The sequence below is a fragment of the Halorubrum aethiopicum genome (assembly GCF_001542905.1).
GTDB classification, from domain to species: domain Archaea; phylum Halobacteriota; class Halobacteria; order Halobacteriales; family Haloferacaceae; genus Halorubrum; species Halorubrum aethiopicum.
On the sequence record NZ_LOAJ01000001.1, the window covers coordinates 1,712,709 to 1,729,503 of the forward strand.

The 16,795-nt window shown below is 56.5% G+C and carries 15 protein-coding genes, 1 tRNA gene and 1 pseudogene; 9 read left to right on the forward strand and 8 right to left on the reverse strand.

The window, feature by feature from the left end:
* The first annotated feature begins 491 nt into the window (after positions 1-491).
* The 4 genes from AXA68_RS08180 (at position 492) to AXA68_RS16675 (ending at position 3,805) form a co-directional block, all read left to right on the forward strand.
* A complete protein-coding gene (locus AXA68_RS08180) occupies positions 492-1,505 on the forward strand; it encodes a DUF5794 domain-containing protein (protein WP_066415185.1) in 1,014 nt (337 codons plus the stop codon).
* 90 nt (positions 1,506-1,595) lie between these two features.
* Entirely contained in the window at positions 1,596-1,820 is a 225-nt protein-coding gene (locus AXA68_RS08185) for a DUF5795 family protein (RefSeq protein WP_066415188.1), read from the forward strand.
* Positions 1,821-1,901: 81 nt separating this feature from the next.
* Positions 1,902-2,075: transfer RNA gene (locus tag AXA68_RS08190), tRNA-Trp, on the forward strand.
* Between the two features lie 458 nt (positions 2,076-2,533).
* Complete coding sequence (locus AXA68_RS16675) at positions 2,534-3,805, forward strand: hypothetical protein (RefSeq protein ID WP_157884794.1); 1,272 nt, start codon at positions 2,534-2,536, stop codon at positions 3,803-3,805.
* Positions 3,806-3,883: 78 nt separating this feature from the next.
* Here the strand turns inward: AXA68_RS16675 and AXA68_RS17075 are convergent, their stop codons facing one another.
* The 3 genes and pseudogenes from AXA68_RS17075 to AXA68_RS15965 form a co-directional block, all read right to left on the reverse strand.
* Entirely contained in the window at positions 3,884-4,345 is a 462-nt protein-coding gene (locus tag AXA68_RS17075; RefSeq protein ID WP_198530035.1) for an outer membrane protein assembly factor BamB family protein, read from the reverse strand.
* Complete coding sequence (locus AXA68_RS17080) at positions 4,281-4,520, reverse strand: hypothetical protein (RefSeq protein ID WP_066415194.1); 240 nt, start codon at positions 4,518-4,520, stop codon at positions 4,281-4,283. The genes AXA68_RS17075 and AXA68_RS17080 overlap by 65 nt, the downstream gene beginning before the upstream one ends.
* Positions 4,447-4,830, reverse strand: a pseudogene (locus tag AXA68_RS15965) (zinc ribbon domain-containing protein); the annotation flags it as partial. The pseudogene AXA68_RS15965 and the gene AXA68_RS17080, both read right to left, overlap by 74 nt.
* A gap of 1,768 nt (positions 4,831-6,598) precedes the next feature.
* Between AXA68_RS15965 and AXA68_RS15970 the strand changes: the two are divergent.
* The 4 genes from AXA68_RS15970 to AXA68_RS08215 all read left to right on the forward strand — a co-directional run bounded on the left by AXA68_RS15970 (position 6,599) and on the right by AXA68_RS08215 (position 9,797).
* Positions 6,599-7,174, forward strand: coding sequence for a DUF7342 family protein (locus AXA68_RS15970; protein WP_080505184.1), 576 nt, complete (start codon positions 6,599-6,601; stop codon positions 7,172-7,174).
* Entirely contained in the window at positions 7,167-7,604 is a 438-nt protein-coding gene (locus AXA68_RS15975) for a hypothetical protein (protein WP_080505185.1), read from the forward strand. The genes AXA68_RS15970 and AXA68_RS15975 overlap by 8 nt, the downstream gene beginning before the upstream one ends.
* Before the next feature lie 364 nt (positions 7,605-7,968).
* The gene (locus AXA68_RS16680) at positions 7,969-8,508 is read left to right on the forward strand and encodes a hypothetical protein (protein WP_157884795.1); all 540 of its coding nucleotides are present in this window, start codon (positions 7,969-7,971) and stop codon (positions 8,506-8,508) included.
* A gap of 671 nt (positions 8,509-9,179) precedes the next feature.
* A complete protein-coding gene (locus AXA68_RS08215; RefSeq protein WP_066415201.1) occupies positions 9,180-9,797 on the forward strand; it encodes a tyrosine-type recombinase/integrase in 618 nt (205 codons plus the stop codon).
* A 1,245-nt stretch (positions 9,798-11,042) separates the two neighbouring features.
* Here the strand turns inward: AXA68_RS08215 and AXA68_RS08220 are convergent.
* Positions 11,043-12,299 (reverse strand): RNA-guided endonuclease InsQ/TnpB family protein, encoded by a 1,257-nt coding sequence (locus tag AXA68_RS08220; RefSeq protein ID WP_066415202.1) that lies wholly within the window; start codon positions 12,297-12,299, stop codon positions 11,043-11,045.
* 175 nt (positions 12,300-12,474) lie between these two features.
* Here AXA68_RS08220 and AXA68_RS08225 point away from each other — a divergent pair, with 175 nt between their 5' ends.
* Positions 12,475-14,610 carry a DUF5797 family protein gene (locus tag AXA68_RS08225; protein WP_080505186.1) on the forward strand — a complete coding sequence of 712 codons (2,136 nt, stop codon included), beginning with the start codon at positions 12,475-12,477 and terminating at the stop codon, positions 14,608-14,610.
* A gap of 46 nt (positions 14,611-14,656) precedes the next feature.
* On the opposite strand, the gene AXA68_RS08230 is transcribed toward AXA68_RS08225, so the two are convergent.
* Genes AXA68_RS08230 through AXA68_RS08245 form a run of 4 tightly spaced genes read right to left on the reverse strand, consistent with a single transcriptional unit; the run spans position 14,657 to position 16,738 of the window.
* On the reverse strand, positions 14,657-15,106 hold the full coding sequence (locus tag AXA68_RS08230; RefSeq protein WP_232745073.1) for a hypothetical protein: 450 nt from the start codon (positions 15,104-15,106) through the stop codon (positions 14,657-14,659).
* Entirely contained in the window at positions 15,106-16,014 is a 909-nt protein-coding gene (locus AXA68_RS08235) for an ADP-ribosylglycohydrolase family protein (RefSeq protein ID WP_066415212.1), read from the reverse strand. The genes AXA68_RS08230 and AXA68_RS08235 overlap by 1 nt, the downstream gene beginning before the upstream one ends.
* Positions 16,015-16,057: 43 nt before the next feature.
* Positions 16,058-16,327, reverse strand: coding sequence for a hypothetical protein (locus tag AXA68_RS08240; RefSeq protein ID WP_066415214.1), 270 nt, complete (start codon positions 16,325-16,327; stop codon positions 16,058-16,060).
* A 54-nt stretch (positions 16,328-16,381) separates the two neighbouring features.
* Positions 16,382-16,738 (reverse strand): hypothetical protein, encoded by a 357-nt coding sequence (locus AXA68_RS08245; RefSeq protein WP_066415216.1) that lies wholly within the window; start codon positions 16,736-16,738, stop codon positions 16,382-16,384.
* Positions 16,739-16,795: the final 57 nt, after the last annotated feature.

Below are 16,795 nucleotides of genomic sequence, written 5' to 3' on the forward strand. Positions count from 1 at the left end.
TCCGCCCGCCGGCCCCGGGTGATCCGCCCATCGGTTCCGGTCGGTCCGCTCACCAGTTCCGGTCGATCCGTTTCTCGTCCCTCCGAGGAGCGTCGTCGCGATCGTCCCGGCGATAGACGGGATCCGGATCGTATCTCATGGTATTCGTTTACCGAGGATCGTTCGAGCAGTTGGGACTTCTTTTTGAAATCCGTTACCCCGATACATAAGTAAATATTTGGAAACGACAGTGTCGTGCGACCACTCCTCACACAACGTTTAACCCAAACGCAACACGTAATACGGGTATGGACTCCGACAGTCCCGTGAACGTGCGTATCGCCGGCCAGCCGACGATCGAACTCGGCGCCCCCTTTACAGCCGGCAATACGCGCTCCGTCTTTACACGGACTCGTCGGACCCACGTCGGATCCGACTCCGATGACCGTCTCGGTCATCGGAGGTCGTCCGCTTCCCGCCGCGTGCCCCACGGTCACGGGCATCGTCCCTGAATGAGCGTCTCACGTCACCCCGTCGCGCTCCGCCTGGAGCGACAGGTAGGCGGCGCGACGAAGCTGCTCGCGACCGTGATGGCGCTTCCGCTCGTCGACGGGATCTTCCCGGCGCTCGTGGTCGCCGGCGTGATGGGATCGGCAGCGGGCGTCGTCGAGACGGGCATCCTCATCTTCGGCGGCTCCGCGACGATCGCCGTGATCCTCGCGGAGATGGACGGCAGCCGCAGGGAGATGGCCACCTCGGTACTGCTCATCGGCGCGGTCATCGTCCCGGTCGCCGCGATCGAGGCCGCGTTCGCGCCGACTCTCCGCGGATTCCTGGAGCTCGCCATCTTCGAGCGGTTCGCCGGCCTCGTGATCCTGTCCATCGCCGCGAAGACCGCGAGCGCCGAGTTCGGCGAGTACCTCCCGAGCCCCGCCGTCATCATCGGGCTGGGTCTCGTCGCGAGCTTCGATCCGAGCGGGTTCGCCGTCGAGACGTCGACGGAGTACGTCGTGAACGGCACGGCGGCCGCCGCCATCGGCGTCGGCTTCGCGCTCGCGGTCGCGCTGATGTCCCCCCATCTGCGCGGCCGCGTCGACATCGACCGGTTCCGGTTCGGATCGGCGGTCGCGCTCGGCGTGCTCGCGCTCCCCATCCTGTTGCGGCCGTTCGGCCTGATGCAGACGGAGGTCCCCATCGCGCTTGCGGTCCTCGGCGTCACCGCGCTGTTCGCCTACGACCCGAACGCCGAGGGCGTCGGGGCGGCCGTCGGCGACTCCGACGACGAGTCCTCGGACGACGAGGCCGCGGAAGGTGGCTCGGACCGCGACGACGACGCGGACGATCCGGACGACTCGGACGAGGACGTCGACTCGACGGTGCCGGACTCGAGCGACCGACCGGCGGAGACGCCGGGCGATCCCGGCGGTCTCGTCGACGACGACGTTGCGGTGGCGGGCGACGACGGGGACGGCGAGGAGCCCGCGAACCCGTTCACCGAGGACGACTCCCGCGCGCCGTGGCTGTAGCGCGGGCCGTTCGCGTTCGGCTGGGCGTCTCTCCCGAGCCCCGCCGACCGGCTTGACGGGTTTTAGGTAGCTCCGTCGCGTACGTCGGGTATGTCAAATCGCGTCGTGCAGGGGCGGATGGTGACGCCGGAAACGCTCGCGGAACTGGTGGAGGGCGAGTCGGTCCTCGAGGCCGAGGACATCGCCGACGCCGACCGCGAGTGTCCAGACTGCGGCGGCGATGTCATCACCGTCGGGTACATGCCGAGCGTCACCGAGTTCGTGACGGGGTACAAGTGCCAGGAGTGCGACTGGTCCGACGACGACCGGGAGTAGTCCGGCGGCCGTCGCGTCCGCGGATCGCGCGGGATCGAAACCCCTTTATCCGCGTTTCGGCAACGTTCGATCGCAGACAGCGGGGCTGTGGCCAAGCCAGGCATGGCGACTGACTCCAGAGGCCACGCCCGGGACGACGCTCCAGACTGATATACCGAGCGGGCGACTGATCATCGTCCGTGTTGACGACCCTCTGGAGTTCCGAGGCGTACCGGAGATATCAGTCGATCGGGGGTTCAAATCCCTCCGGCCCCATTACATATATTAAACTTTCTTAGCTTTGCTTACAGATACCTGTTAGACGGAATACACGATTTCTGGGCAACTCTACGTGGTAAACAGGATACGGACCAAACAACCAAAGAAAACAATGCTCGGTTAAGAACCACACCCGGCACACTCTGGTCCGATTTCGACGAAGAAAGCTCCGACAAGCCTGTAACAGACTCTCCCCCAATAACGGTTCACACGTCTCAGGGCTGCTACTCGCCAGATAGCACTTTCCTCACCCTTAGTGGCCAGACGCGAGTGCCTAGAGAACACTCTTCTTCTTCTTTCTGCAAAGAACCAGATCGATTACTTACTACGATCTGCGTTCGAGAAGAAGCAGAAAAGAACCAGCCTGGTTCACATCGTGTTCCCGCCGGTCGAACGAGGGGGTGGAACGAATGAGTCGTCGGCCACAGTTGAGCCGACAGGTCCCGGCGGAGTCCGTGGCGAAATTCGATGACTGGTGCGAACGTGAGGGGCACGTGAACGGCGGTGACAAAGGCCGACACGCGGAACAGGCCATCATCGAGTATCTCCCACCGACGTATCGACCTGAGCGCTTCCGCGACGACCTGGACGCGCTTGAAGCGGACTTGCGTGCTGACCTGGATGAGGCGGGACTCCTGAGTGACCATTCTTCGTTGAAGGAGAACACTACTTCAAGGCCCGGTGTCGAAACAGACAAACTCACTTACCGCATCGCCGAAGACGTTCAGAACTCACTTGAACGATACGTCTACGATCAAGAGGGGAAAGTTCGGGAAGTGATTGGAGAATACGTGGCGACAGCGCTAGACGAATACCGGGACGGGGGTCAAGTTGCACGCGTCCGCCGTTACTACGAGCAACTGCGGGAGAGCGTAGATATGGTGTCCGAAGATCGCGTCAGTACAGTTATTGAGCAGTTACACTCCGAGGCTGGTGAACGCAATCATTACAACATCGAGACGATCAGATGTGCTGTTGGTGACGCTTTAGCTGTACATTCCGATGACGTCCGAAACGACTTCGCAGACCGGGTGATTGAGCGTCTGGGGCTCGTGTCTGTAGAAACAAGTGATGGAGTGTATGCTACACCGGAAGAGGCAGAGAAGATGGTTCAACAGCATACGGTCGGCTCTGATTTCAACTGGTCTTTGACGGACAAGGAAGAGCGTGTGGAGTACCTCAAGCAAGCTGTAAAGGCTCGTTCCAAGAGCTCAGCGATGGGTGCCGGTGTTGATTATAATCAGGTCCGCGACGAGGTATTCGATCAACATCCCAGCAACGATTATTGCTATGAACTGATGGAATTGGCTGGCGAGAATGCTGGCTTTGAATATGGTGAACACAACGGGAAGTTGATGCTGCGCTACACTGGTAAGACCGACCCGTTAGAAGGAAAACCGGATGACGAGTGGGTCAGTGATGCTGCAAAACGTGTACAGGAGTTCTGTGATGAGACTGGGATGAACCCGAGAGAAGTGGATCAGCCAATCCTCAACAATCGGATTGCCCGAGCAAAGTTCACTGACGAATACGATGAGGTGATAGGGCCGAGCGACCGGGCAATGGAAGCAGTAACTGAGGATGATCGAAAGACTGTGCGAAATCGCGTTTCCGATTGGTCTGACTCCAATGAGGTTCAATCAGAAGAGATCGTGAAAGAGGAGATGAACCGGATAATTACGGAAGCAGAGCCGGTTACAGACGGTGGCCTACGTAGAAAATCATAACGACTGAAGAAACTCACTGGAAGGTCCGTCGGGCATTGATATTGGAGTTGTGGTCCTCTTCGGTTCCGACACAAATCCCTAGTTTGTATACCGGAGTCTCGCGGTGCCATCGTACCGCTCCGGTTTCACTGTTGACTGCGACAGCGCCGTACGAGTGGTAACGAATACAATCCCACCGTCAACGGCGACCGTGTGAGGAACGACAGCGTCGTCCTCACCGAACGAGCCGAGTTCACGGCGCTGGTCACCGGTTTCTCTGTCGTGAACGACGAGCGTTCGGTCGTCGGAGACGACCACTCCATTCTGAGTCGCAACTGGCGCGGCGGACTCCGGTATGGCCGTGAGTTCGCTCTGCCAGCGATCCGAGCCATCCGCTACCGAGAAGGCGGCGAGTGACGGCGATCCATCCACGTCCCTGACGGCGAACACGCGCCCGTCGTATACTGCAGGCGCATGGACGAGTTGACGTACCGTATCAGTTTCCCAGCGCCTCTTCCCCGTCCGCTGCCCGAAACGCCTCGATACCCCCGTCGGAAGCAACCAGTACCATCCCAGTGGCCTCGTCCGCGACGAGCTGTTCGAACCCGTTTCTCGCCGACCAGATCCGCTCGCCGGTTTGGGAATCAAGCGCAACTATTTCTTCATCGTACGCCACGACACAACGATAGTCGACTGTCGCCCGCCCGCCGAGACGACTGTTGGTCCCGACGGACATACCGCACCCCAATATTCTTCACCGCGTTGTAGTCCGCGTTCGCTTCCGCCTCACATTGCACGCACCGGAAGTCGGTGCGAGTCGCGCGATTCTCGTCTGCTGTGAACCCACACTCGGCGCACCGCTTCGACGTGTACGCCGACCTGACTTGCTTCACCGCGATACCGGCAGTTTCGGCTTTGTATTCCACTTGTTCGTACAGCGTTCGGAACGCCCACGTATGCCCCCACGACGCTCCCGTGCGGTCGCGGATGTGGGATAGATCCTCGAACGCGATCACATCGCACTCATACCGGAGTGCTTTGTCTACGTGTGTTATTGTAGCTGATTTCTTGATAGAATGCGAGTGAGTGGAGTGTTTGAGACGACCTGTAGAGGGGGCAAATTGGGGAAGAAGGGACTGCTGAGAAACTTCGGAATGCCGGGAGTTATCATATTTCTTTCACAGGTTGGGTTTGGCGTTATGACTACGATTTAGATTGTACTTCATTTTATCTAAGATTCTATACTGATCTTATCTTACTGTTAGGATAACCAGTCACACACAATTCTTATTCGATTTACAATGAACCAGACTGTATCGTGATTTTTCACTCTCCATATCCTATTTATAATGAGGGCGGATTTTTGCCATCTTGTGTATTTCAGTGTTCGATATGCTATTTACAACGAGGCAATTTTCAGTTTCCATCTGTATGTTGTTAGGTCGTTTTGCTGACTATTACTGCGGGTTGAGCGGTGCGAATTGAGATATTTGAGCAGATCGTAGATACGTCTACGAATCTTGGGTAATACATACTATTTTTCTGTGAAAATAGTGGGTGCTTGCTTGCACGTGGTTTCTATGAATTAATACTGAATTTATAACGAGCCTATAGCATAGATCAAATTATGTCTCCACAACTGCCGAACATCTCCCGATCTCTCAGGATTTCACCCTGCTTCCATCCGGCGATTTTCTGATTCCCTTATTGAATTTATTGTGAATTCACCAATTCTATCAGATTAATGTTAAAAGTGCCGAGAGAGAGCTTAGTGTTTCTAAGAACTTTAGAAACAACAAGGAGTTATTAAAATCTGTTATTGTCCTCTCGAACAGTTCTATTACCCCCGTGATTTTCCGTAGGTGTGTGTAGTAATAGATGGGTGTGAGATATTCAATCTAGGTGATATATGATTTTGCCGCCGGTTGGCGTGAACTATTCAAGCGCCATATTGGTTCTCGGCTTTTGTATTTTGTATCACGATTTCGAAATATGTTCGACACCCCCCATGAGTCGAAGTATTTCTCGGGACTATAGTGGTCTATCTCAGGTTCCCTGTGTAGTGTGTGCAGCGGTTGCTGGCTTCTGTGCAAGCACAGACGCGCGGTAGATGTGACCGCGCTGTTGGTTGCCTGTGGAATACAGTCCACGCTGCCCTCAGCAGTGTGGAGACAACGTGTGGTCACAGGGACCGCTGTCCCCCAGCCCCCGCGATGCTCGCGGTGCTGCGCGTCGCGGGGGGCTGAGCGAGGAGAGACAGTGTTCCTGTGGTGGGGTGCACGGTGAGTATGTAGCGCGGCGAGGTAGCCGGCGCTTAGGGAGATGTCTGGCGGCATCTCCCGTTGCCTTTGGAGCGCCGGGTCGTGAAGTGCGGTTAAGTTGCGTTGAAATAATGGCAGGTGCGGCTGGCGGATCACAGGGCACTATAGCGGTAGAGGTACGTGACGTACCTTGCGGGATTGAGATACCTTATTTCACTAACCCGGTACGTGTACATCAGGGAGTTTGTGTTCGTGGTGTTCCTCGTGAACCTGAGGAACCTAAGGTTCGTCCCGTCCCTGAATCGCGGGAACTGGCTGACGCACCGCATCACTCTGGACATAGCATACCGATCGGCCAGTGATTTCCCACGGAACTGACACAGCGACACTTACAACGGCTCACCGCATTATTGCCGCATCGGTCTCCGAACAACACCGGACACGCCGTTCACTATCTGATTTGCCCATCCAGAATAGCTAAAGCAGAAATAAATCAGCGAACCATAGATATATATCGCAAGAAGCAGTAGGTTACAGTACGGAGACCCCGCGTATGGAGATCACAGACATTCCCGATGACGCATATGGTACTCAAGAGTCAGCACCTGATCTCGACGAGTTAGAATCGGCTGAGTCGCTGCTCAAAGGCGGACCGATCCGAAAACGACTCCTCGATGTTGTCGTCGCGCTTCGTACGCCGACGAAGGTCTCGACAATCGCCAAGCGTGCCGATTGCGACACCGAAACAGCACGAGATTATCTAGAGTGGTTCGACGAGATGGGGATGGTTCACCGCCACGACGGCCGTCCAGTTCGCTACGAGCGCAACGATGCGTACTTCCAGTGGCGACGTATCGACCGGCTCCGCGAGGAATACTCCGAACAGGAGATCGTCGACGCACTCGGCGACGTGCTCGAACAGATCGAAGACTACAGGACACGGTTCGATGCCGAACATCCGGACGAAGTCTCGCTCGTCGAAACCACACGGGATCAGGATCTGTCCACAGAAGCGGCCTGGGAAGCGCTCTCCGAGTGGGAGACACTCAAACAGCGAGCAGCACTCCTTGACGCAGCACGCCGAAACAATCCAGTCACCGGTAGCAAGCCCGGTCCAGTCGATGCCTGAGGACACGTCGGACCCACCCAGTCGCGGTCCCATCGATACGGAAATCCTCAACCGGATTGCTGCACACCTCGCCCGTAGTGATCGATTCGGTGACATCCAGACACGACTGGAATACGCACCAAACGCAGTCGTCGCTGACTACGATCTCGGATACTTTCCAGGCGGCGTCACCCGTGCATATCTACGGATCCGCTGGTTCGAGACCGACGACTTCAGCATCCACTATTCGGAGCAATACCAGACCGGCAACGAGTGGGAGTGCCGATGGGACCGGCACCCGAATGACCATAACACCCGCAAGCACTTCCACCCACCTCCAGATGCGCCGACTCCCGGAGAGGATGCCAACTATCCTGACGACTGGCGGGACGTACTCGCAGCTGTTCTCACTCGGCTCGACAACCGGATCAAAGCCTTCTGGGATGAGTAACGACCCAGCGAAGCGGGGCTTTCAGGGGTGTTAGAACGGATCGAGTACGAGAGCTGGAAAGGGCCGATGGCAGATTCACAGTCGGGCAACCAGACTCACAGCACGCCTATACCATACTGGCCCAGTACTACCAGGATCCTGATGGGGGATCACTAACTGAACCACGCATCAACGACGCAGTGATCATTACGCTTGAGCAGTCCTCCCACCTGTGTCTGATCTCACCTCCGCGGCCAGTCATTTGACACACCACAGCCACCTTAGAATGATGGCGCAATCAATCGGTTTGTCCCCCGATAGTCGTAATTCGGCGTAGCAACTTTGCAAGCGTATAAGTCAGTCACCCAACCACGCGAAGTTGATTATGACAGATTCACCAAACACAGCGTCGACTGACCAGGCGAATACAGTTGAGCTCAGCGATCTTGCAGCGATTCAAGAAGGAGATCGAATCGCGGTTCGTGCGGTTCATAAGACGACAGCAACGGTACTCGTCGGCACAGTTGCAAGCAAACTGTTCGAGGAGCCGGACCCACAGGAGCCACACCCGCAGTCTGCTACAGCAGACGACTCCGAGTCGTCGCCCGGTGGAACGTATTTGTCACTGAACTACGCGACGATCTGGGAAATTGATGATGGTGATCCTGTTGACGTGACGTCCGATATTACTGATCGACCACCGTACCGCTTGCATGCGCAAGGCCAGCTGCGTGATCCACCGACTCCAGCACTCCAATACTGCTCCGATGATCGCTTCGAGTTACTGATCCCAGAACCGATGTCAAATGGGAGTTATATAAATGCATACTATCCAGCATCGGTCGGAACCGTCACCGACGTTGTTTTCGGCGAGACGATCTGGCCAGAAGAAGTACCCCAAACACCCCCGTCCTCCCCACGCTGAAACGCGAGGATTCCCGAGCGTTGGGATATTACGGTTTGCAATCTACCACCCCTGTCTGCGGTTGGAATCCGGTATCAGGAAAAGTTAGACTTATGACTCATTCTTCGATTCTGCTTCCCGCCACTGTTCTTTCTGCTTGGCAAACGCGGCGCGTTCGACAATCATAGGCTCCCCTTCCCCAGGAACCAGTCGGAGTTCCCCGTCCTGAATAACGACATCGACAACATCGTTTTCGACTGGATCGATACCTAACCGGAGAAGATCGGGCCCCGTAAGGTGAATACCACATCCGAGAGGAGTTCCATCACGAAACACCGATACTGTCTTCGAAGCCCGGAAAGACTGCCTCCCCGAGCACGGCGGCAAATCATTCCGACCAGTGATAGACCTCGTCGACGACCGACGCACAAACAGTTGCTGGCACCACCGCATCCAGTCAGGCCGTGTCGACGATGTCCTCGATGCCGCCATCCTCGCACCAACAGCACACGACACCACCGGCACCTACCCCACGCTCCCAGCAGATGCCGATCCCACCTGTGATCCCTCGATTATCTATCCAGGCACTTGACCAGTACCCTCTTTGCTTGAACGAACTTTGGAGTCTTCTTGTAGACTCCAAAGTTAAGGCGGTCGAGACGTATAGCCATATATAAAGAGAGAGTGCTAGAATGAGCGAATCTGTAAACTCCAAAGTTCGGGCGAAAGTCTGGATGACACCAGACCAAATCGAGAAACTCCGCTCGGCATCCTATCGGACTGGGGCAGAATACCTACAGCAACGGAACGAGGCCATCATCGCGTTTATGTACGATACTGGGCTGCGGGTCGGAGAACTCGTTCAAGTTGACGTACATCTGCTACGGAACGGAAATACAGAGCTCTATGTTCCTGCGGAGATTCAGAAAGACTACCCGAACGAGAACTCGCCCCCACCAGCAACACTCACCCTCTCAAACGATACCACGAGACTCCTCTCAGCGTACCTCAATACTCGGTGGAAGGATTCACCGGCACTCTTCCCATCTCGTTCTGCAGACCGGATCTCCGAACAAGGCGTGCGGAATATGCTACACAAGGTTGCTGACGAGGCCGGTGTCCAACCCTACAATGTCGATGGTAGTCGGGGCGATGCTAGTGACGTAACCCCACACGCTCTGCGACACAGCGTGGCATATCGAATGATGAACGACGAAAAGGAGAACACGCTCTATGATGTTCGGAACCGACTGCGCCACGGAAGCATCCAAACGACTGAGCGAATCTACGACCACCTGCTGAAAGTCTGATTCACCTGCGAAATGAATCTCTCCATCTGACCGTCTCACAAATCAGTCGTTGGTAACAGGTCCGCACTCAGTGTGGTTGTTACCAACGACACAACGCAGCAACAGCCCAGTGGTCATCCCGCTGGATCAGATTGTTGTAGTGGCGTGGTGACAACACTGGCCGGGCCTGTTCGTCATAAATGAGGGTTTCTCGAGATCTCATCACAGTGCACGCCGGAGCGTAGCCACTCTCATCATCCTCATAAGATTGGAATTTGTCTACCATGCTATCCCGAACGGCATCCATCAGATCCTTTGTCTCGTCCTCTGATGTATGGTAAATTCCGTCACCATCCGGTATCGAATATCTGCTGTCCTCTTCTGCGAGAACAGGATACAAGCGGTACCAGTCAAAGATCGGATTCGTTCCACCAGGAGCCTCGCTCTTCGTGTGACATAACTCAAGAAATGCTCCGTGCGCATTTTCGATTGCCTCTTCTCGTGTTTCGCCGGATACAATCGCGTATAGTGTTATTTTCATAGGTTGTGTGGGTTGGCTGCTTCAGTTGGTTTCGGGCTGTCCAATGATTGCCCGCTCGATACCGTTAGAGACGGGACTGCTGTGCTGTTCCTGCTGCGTGGTATGCTTTCGCCGCACGGCGAGGTTGCACCTACAGTTCCCTACGCTACCGAGCAGGACGAGCGGTGCTGGACTCTCACCGCTGGCCCTACGTTCGCGTACCGACTCAGGCGACAGGAACTCACCTTCAGCCGGGTCTGCTATCAATCGGGGCTGATTAGCCGAACGGTCGTTCTGCGTGTGGTTGTCTTCTGTGTTGATGTGGTTGTGTTCCGTCATTAGTGACGTGTGGTCTATTGTCTAACTTTCTGAGCTGTTTGCTATCCATCTCCGCCGATTTAGCGTCGATTCGTGCCCGCGTCATAACTTTCAACCACCGTGTGAACCACGGCTGTGTAGGCGAGGTGGATTGACTGACATAAATGCTCGTAAAATGGTGACGCCCCCACCCGCCCTCACACTGACTCCTTGCGTTTGGTCTCACGTCTGTAGCTAGTGATCCCGTGTTCGTGGCCACGGGAACACTAGTACCTATAAACAATTGTAGAAAGCACGTTACGGGATGGAGAGTACTAAATCAAATATTACCCACGGTCGCTATCTCGCGGAAATCGAAGTTTCCATTCTGGACCGCGCTGATTCGCCCTCCGAGGTTACACTATGTCAACTAACCCTCCCTACTTCGCTCACCCTGACGGGTTCGCTCGTTGAGGGAGGGGCTTGTCCGTGAGCTCAGCCTCAAACCCGTCCGGGTGGGCGGAGAATCCGCCACTTGGCGTCACCGTTCCAGACTTTAGGGCGAGTTGACTGTCGCCCGTCCGCCGAGACGACTGTTGGCCTCGACGGACATACCGCATCCCGATGTTCTTCGCCGCATTGTAGTCCGCGTTCGCTTCCGATTCGCACTTCACGCACCGGAAGTCCGTGCGAGTTCGGCGATTCTCGTCTGCCGTGAATCCACACTCGGCGCACCGTTGCGACGTGTACGCCGACCCCACTTGCTTCACTGAGATGCCGACTGCTTCGGCTTTGTACGCCACTTGCTCGTACAGGGTTCGGAACGCCCACTTGTGCCCCCACGACGCACCCGTTCGGTCGCGGATGTCGGTCAAGTCCTCGAACGCGATCACGTCGCACTCGTATCGAAGTGCTTCATCCACAATCGCGTTCGACGCTTGGTGAACCACATCACGAACGTATCGTCGTTCGCGTCCACTTGATTGTTCGAGCGTTCTGTGGGCGCTTCGCGTGCCTGTCTGTTGGAGTTTCGCACGGACTTTCTCGAACTCGCGGAGGTTGTGTGAGAGTTCGCGCCCATTGATGAATCGTGCTGTGCTGGTGACGGCGAGGTTTTCGCTACCGAGGTCGACCCCGAGAACCGTTCCGTCCTCGGCGGTGTCTTGCTCAGTGTCGGTCTTGGGTCGGCGGAAGCCGATGTGTAAAAAGTAGTCGCCGTCACGAGCGGTGAGCGTGCTTTCCGTGACGCTCCAGTGGTCGGAGTCGAGGTACTGCCGTTGGTAGCCATCCTCGGCTTCAGGGAGAGCAAGTTCACATCGGACGCGACTCTCCGTCGTGGAGAGTGACACTGTATCGTCATCGAACAGCGTCATCGTTCGAGTGTCGTACGTTACCGTGGGTGCGGTGAACGTGGGTTTACTGACCTGCTTGCCGTTCGAGCGGCGTTCGAGACAGCCGGTGATGGCTTGTGCGGCGTGGTGGGTGGCGAGGATCGCGTGCTGACTCCCGAGGTCGGTTTCCTCGCGCACGTCGTCGTAGGCGAGGGGTTGTACGTCGCTCTTGGCGTTACACTTCCCCCACGCCATGTCCGTGGCGAGTTGGCACCCACGCTTCCACTCGGAGATGGTTTCCTCAAGCAACTCGCGTTGCTCATCGTCTACCGAGAGACGAGTGATTGCCGTCCGACGCACGTGGTCGTCTGCCACAGTTTCAATGTGTATGAGCGGCTATTTATAACCGGGTGTTTGTTACAGATACGAACGCGCTCCCTACTCGCTCCCTTCGGTCGCTCCTTGAGGAAGGGGACTCCGCGCTACCGCTTCAGTTGAAGTCGAAGATACTGCTGGAAATCAATTCATCGTCGGCAGTGTTGCTGATCAAATGAACTCGCTGGCAATCGGGGAGACGTATCGCATAGAACATGGACTCGGCATTAACCCCGATTTCAACGCCCAGGACGCGTTCCCAGATCAGTTCGAGCAAGCCGCGTCTCACGACTGCCCCGAATGTGGCTCAGATCTAACCTTCGAGCCCGGAGTCGAATCACTTCCAAACGCAGTCAGTAGCGCACTCACCCAACAAGGACACAAAGGCCTACACCTCGTAATCACCGAAGAATCAGCACTCCATCAGCTCACGGACACGGATGATTGGCGACCGTTCCGAGAATCAAAGAGTCCTCGCACCCCTCAGCACCACTATCGGTGTACTGATTGCTCGCTATCAATTCCCGAAGGTGAATTAGATCGGTATCTCGCACATGGCGGACGACCAGTCGAAAACTATGCAGATGAAGCGGCCATGCTGGAGTCGTCAATGGCCGATACATCAGAATCGCTCGGGATGGCTACTGGTGGTGCCAAGGACATCGATAACTTTCGGGACAATATCTCAGAGGGGTATCTGCCTGGCGACGATGCACTCACAACTGAAGGACTGTTTTACGACTACTACTTCGACACAGGCGATGACCGCGACGACAAGAACAGTCTCTTCTATCCATCGTACAGCACGGCAGTCACCAACCATCCCCTCACAGATCGGACCGAACACTACCTGACCGTCGGCCTCAATTCCACAATCAGCGTCGAAGAGTTCGAACGCCGGCAAATCAACCTGGTCGCCGTTCTCGATGTCTCCGGATCGATGGGCAGCCAGTTCGATCAGTACTACTACGATGAATCCGGGCAACGCCGATCAGTGGACTCGGCATCGAGTACAACGAAAATGGCTGCTGCGACAGACTCCCTCGCAGCCCTCACCACGCACTTGGAAGCGGACGATCGGCTCGGAGTCGTCCTCTATAACTCACAAGCCCACATCGCCAAACCACTCTCGCTCGTCGGCGAGACAGATATGGACGCGATCCGTGGCCACATTCGTGATGTGACAGCTGGTGGTGGAACAAATATGAGTGCCGGCCTTGAGACCGCGATCGATCTCCTCGCAGACCACGAGGATGCAGATGCGACGCAAATCGAGAACCGGATCGTATTCCTGACGGATATGATGCCGAATACTGGTGCAACCGGGAGCAACACGATCACCGACACGGTTGCGGACGCAGCGACACGAGGCATCCACACGACGTTTATTGGGATGGGACTCGACGAAAACCCTGATCTGGCGGACTCACTCTCGAAAATCCGGGGAGCAAACCACTACTTCGTCCACTCCGCTACGGAATTCAAGCAACGACTCGACGACGAATTCGAGTATATGGTCACACCACTAGTGTTCGATCTCCAACTGGAGCTGGACGGAGATGGCGAGATCGACGCCATCTACGGGAGTCCCAACTCGGACCGATCGACCGGCAAAATCATGTCCGTCTCAACATTGTTCCCATCGCCAACGACCGACGGCGAAACTCGAGGTGGAGTCATACTGTTACGTCTCGATGACTCTCCCTCGGAGTCGATGGATCTTGTTGCAAGTTGGGAAGAGATCGACGGCACCATCGAATCGGATCGAGTTCACATCTCACCCGCTGCTGAGTCACCAGAGCACTTCGAAACAAGTGGAATCAAAAAAGCGGTGTGTCTCGCCCGGTATGCCAGCACGCTTCAAGACTGGCTCACCGCCGTACGTGGCAACGACGACTGGACTCCGATGAACGGCCAGCAACACGGACAGTGGGAACGAGACTCCGACCAGCTCCGCGTCCCAGAGCAATATCAAGAGAAGTTCCGGACGATTCAGACCTACATCGACGAGACAGCAGACGACATCGATGACGCACTACAGCAGGAAGTTTCCTTACTCGACACGCTCATCGAGTATCAACGCCCACGTCCCGACCACGACTTGTCCGATCAAGCGCTAGACCGTCTCGGCGACCTCGTCGAGTTGGAACCAACATCGAACGGCGAACTCGCAGAGGCTTGGGGAGTAAAGACCGGGACTGAAGTCCACGCCTACCTCGAATCCGAACTTGAAGGATATTATCGACGCGACAAAAACCATATGCTCCGACCGACAGAGAAAGCTATGGAGCTAACGCAAACCCAACTATAGCTTCCCTTCGCAGTGTCGAATGGCGTCTCACACCGTGACTTCTGATTCAAATACCTCTATCTGATACTAGGTCGGTTGTGGGCGGGACAGTCAGCCCGATCTCTCCTTGTCGGATGTGCTTGACGAAGTCCCACGCGTGGTAGTGCTCCCAGCCATCGACGTGCCCCAGATCGAGATCGTCGACGGCGATATATCCCTCGGCATCCGGGAACAATTCCGCGAGAATGCGGAGGCGTTCTTCACGTTCAGGCCACCACTCATAGTACCCGTACTCGTCCTGCTCACCAAGCGCATCGATGTACTCGTCACGCCGCCGAATTGACTCCACTGTGCCCGGGATATCTGCTTCCTCGACGAGGTCCTGATTCCCGATCGCCCAGACTTCATGACCGGCTTCGTGTGCCCAGTACCGCACCCACTCAAGCGGCACCGCTTCTCGCCGCGGATGCGGATTCACGTCCACCGTCCAGTCCCGATCGAACGCCAGGATGTACATCATGCTACGTCGACGAGTCGCTTGGCCAACGTTTCGAGTTCGTCGGTCTCGTCGATAGCATTCAGCCATCGATCCGGAAGCTGTGACGCCCCGAACCGTGCCCCAGCGACCGCACCCGCAATCGCGCCAATCGTGTCCGTGTCACCGCCGCGATTCACGGCCGTCACTACCGCTTCCTCGGCACTGTCCGAAACGAGGCCATCGTGGAGGGCCGTCTGCAGCGAATGCACAACGTACCCTGACGTTTCCAGCGTGCCGGGTGAGTCACCACGTGCGAGTGGTTCGAGCGCCGTCACGAGTTCATCAGGCGCGTCTACACTGACGTAGTCGAGGGCGTCCTGCAACGGTGTGTCCACATCTTCGAGGAGACCAGCCACCGTGAGGTTCAGAACCGCACAGCCCTCTGTACACCGTGGATCCGCGTGCGTGATCTGCGAGGATTGGCGACTCACCTCGGCGAGTCGGTCCCAGTCACTCGCGTACGGGATAGCGAGCGGCGGGCACCGCATCACACTCCCGTTCCCCGCGTTCTGCCCTTCTCGGCTTTGCTCCCAAACGTGCTTACCCGCCTCGTCCCACGCGTCGCCGTGTTTGAGCCGGCTGAGCGACTTCATCGTCATCCGCCCGATGTCGAACGGGCCGCTATCGTACCACGCGACGAACCGGTCAGCGATGTCTGCTGGGTCGAAACCCTGCTGTTCGGCGAGGCTCCGTGTGATGCACAGCGCCTGCTCGGTGTCGTCTGTGATCGTGCCCGCGGGCTGGTTCCACGTGCCGTGCCCAATCATCTCGTCGAGTCGGCCGTGCTCAGCACTGATCTCCGACGCGGAGTTGAACTCAACCGGCCGGCCAAGCGCATCCCCACACGCTAACCCAAGCAACATCCCACTGGCTCGATCTGAATCCATACGTCACTCAACGACTACGCCAGAGAAAAACGTCAGGGGGAGGTCATTCGCCAGGCTTCGTTCCCGTGCGGCGATTTTCCCGGTACTGCGCCCATATCTGGTACATTTCCACTCGTTCCTCTTCGGTCATCGTCTCGTGCTCATCCTCGTCGTAAAACGGGAGCTCATCCTTCTCAGGCATCGCCATCACCTGCCCAAGCGGGTAGAGCTGCTCGTAGTAGTGCTCCAACACCCAGTCTTCGCCGTGCTCATCAACGGCTTGCTGGATATATGGGGTGGCTTCTGGGTACTCATCAGCGGGTGTCTCAGTCATTAGTCGTCATTTGTTCGTCTGAGTTGCTGGGGTAGTGCTCCCACGAGTCTATGGTTACGCGTCCGTGAATTCGGCGAGTGAGTGGTTCGTGCTGGTACTGTTCCACTTGCCGATTTGAATGAGGTCAAACGTATCGAGTGGGGCTTCTAATACATCGCCGACCTCGGTGTGCACCGCGGTGGGGAGACTGTCGACGGGGATCGCGGTGAGCGCGTGCTGGGTGAGGAAGTAACTGGTTGCGAGGTTCGTTGGGGCGACGACGATGACATCCTCGCCATCAACGTCGTTGAGCGCGAGCTGGGCATCACGGTACTGGCGCACCGTCGCATCCAGGTCATCGACGGGAAAGAGACAGCCAGCAGCACCGTACTCGATACTCGCCCCCGCCGACCCGAAATGTCCTTTGGACATAATTAGATAGAAATATATGTCCAATAAGCATTAACTTTGTGGTGGATGGGTCGATCA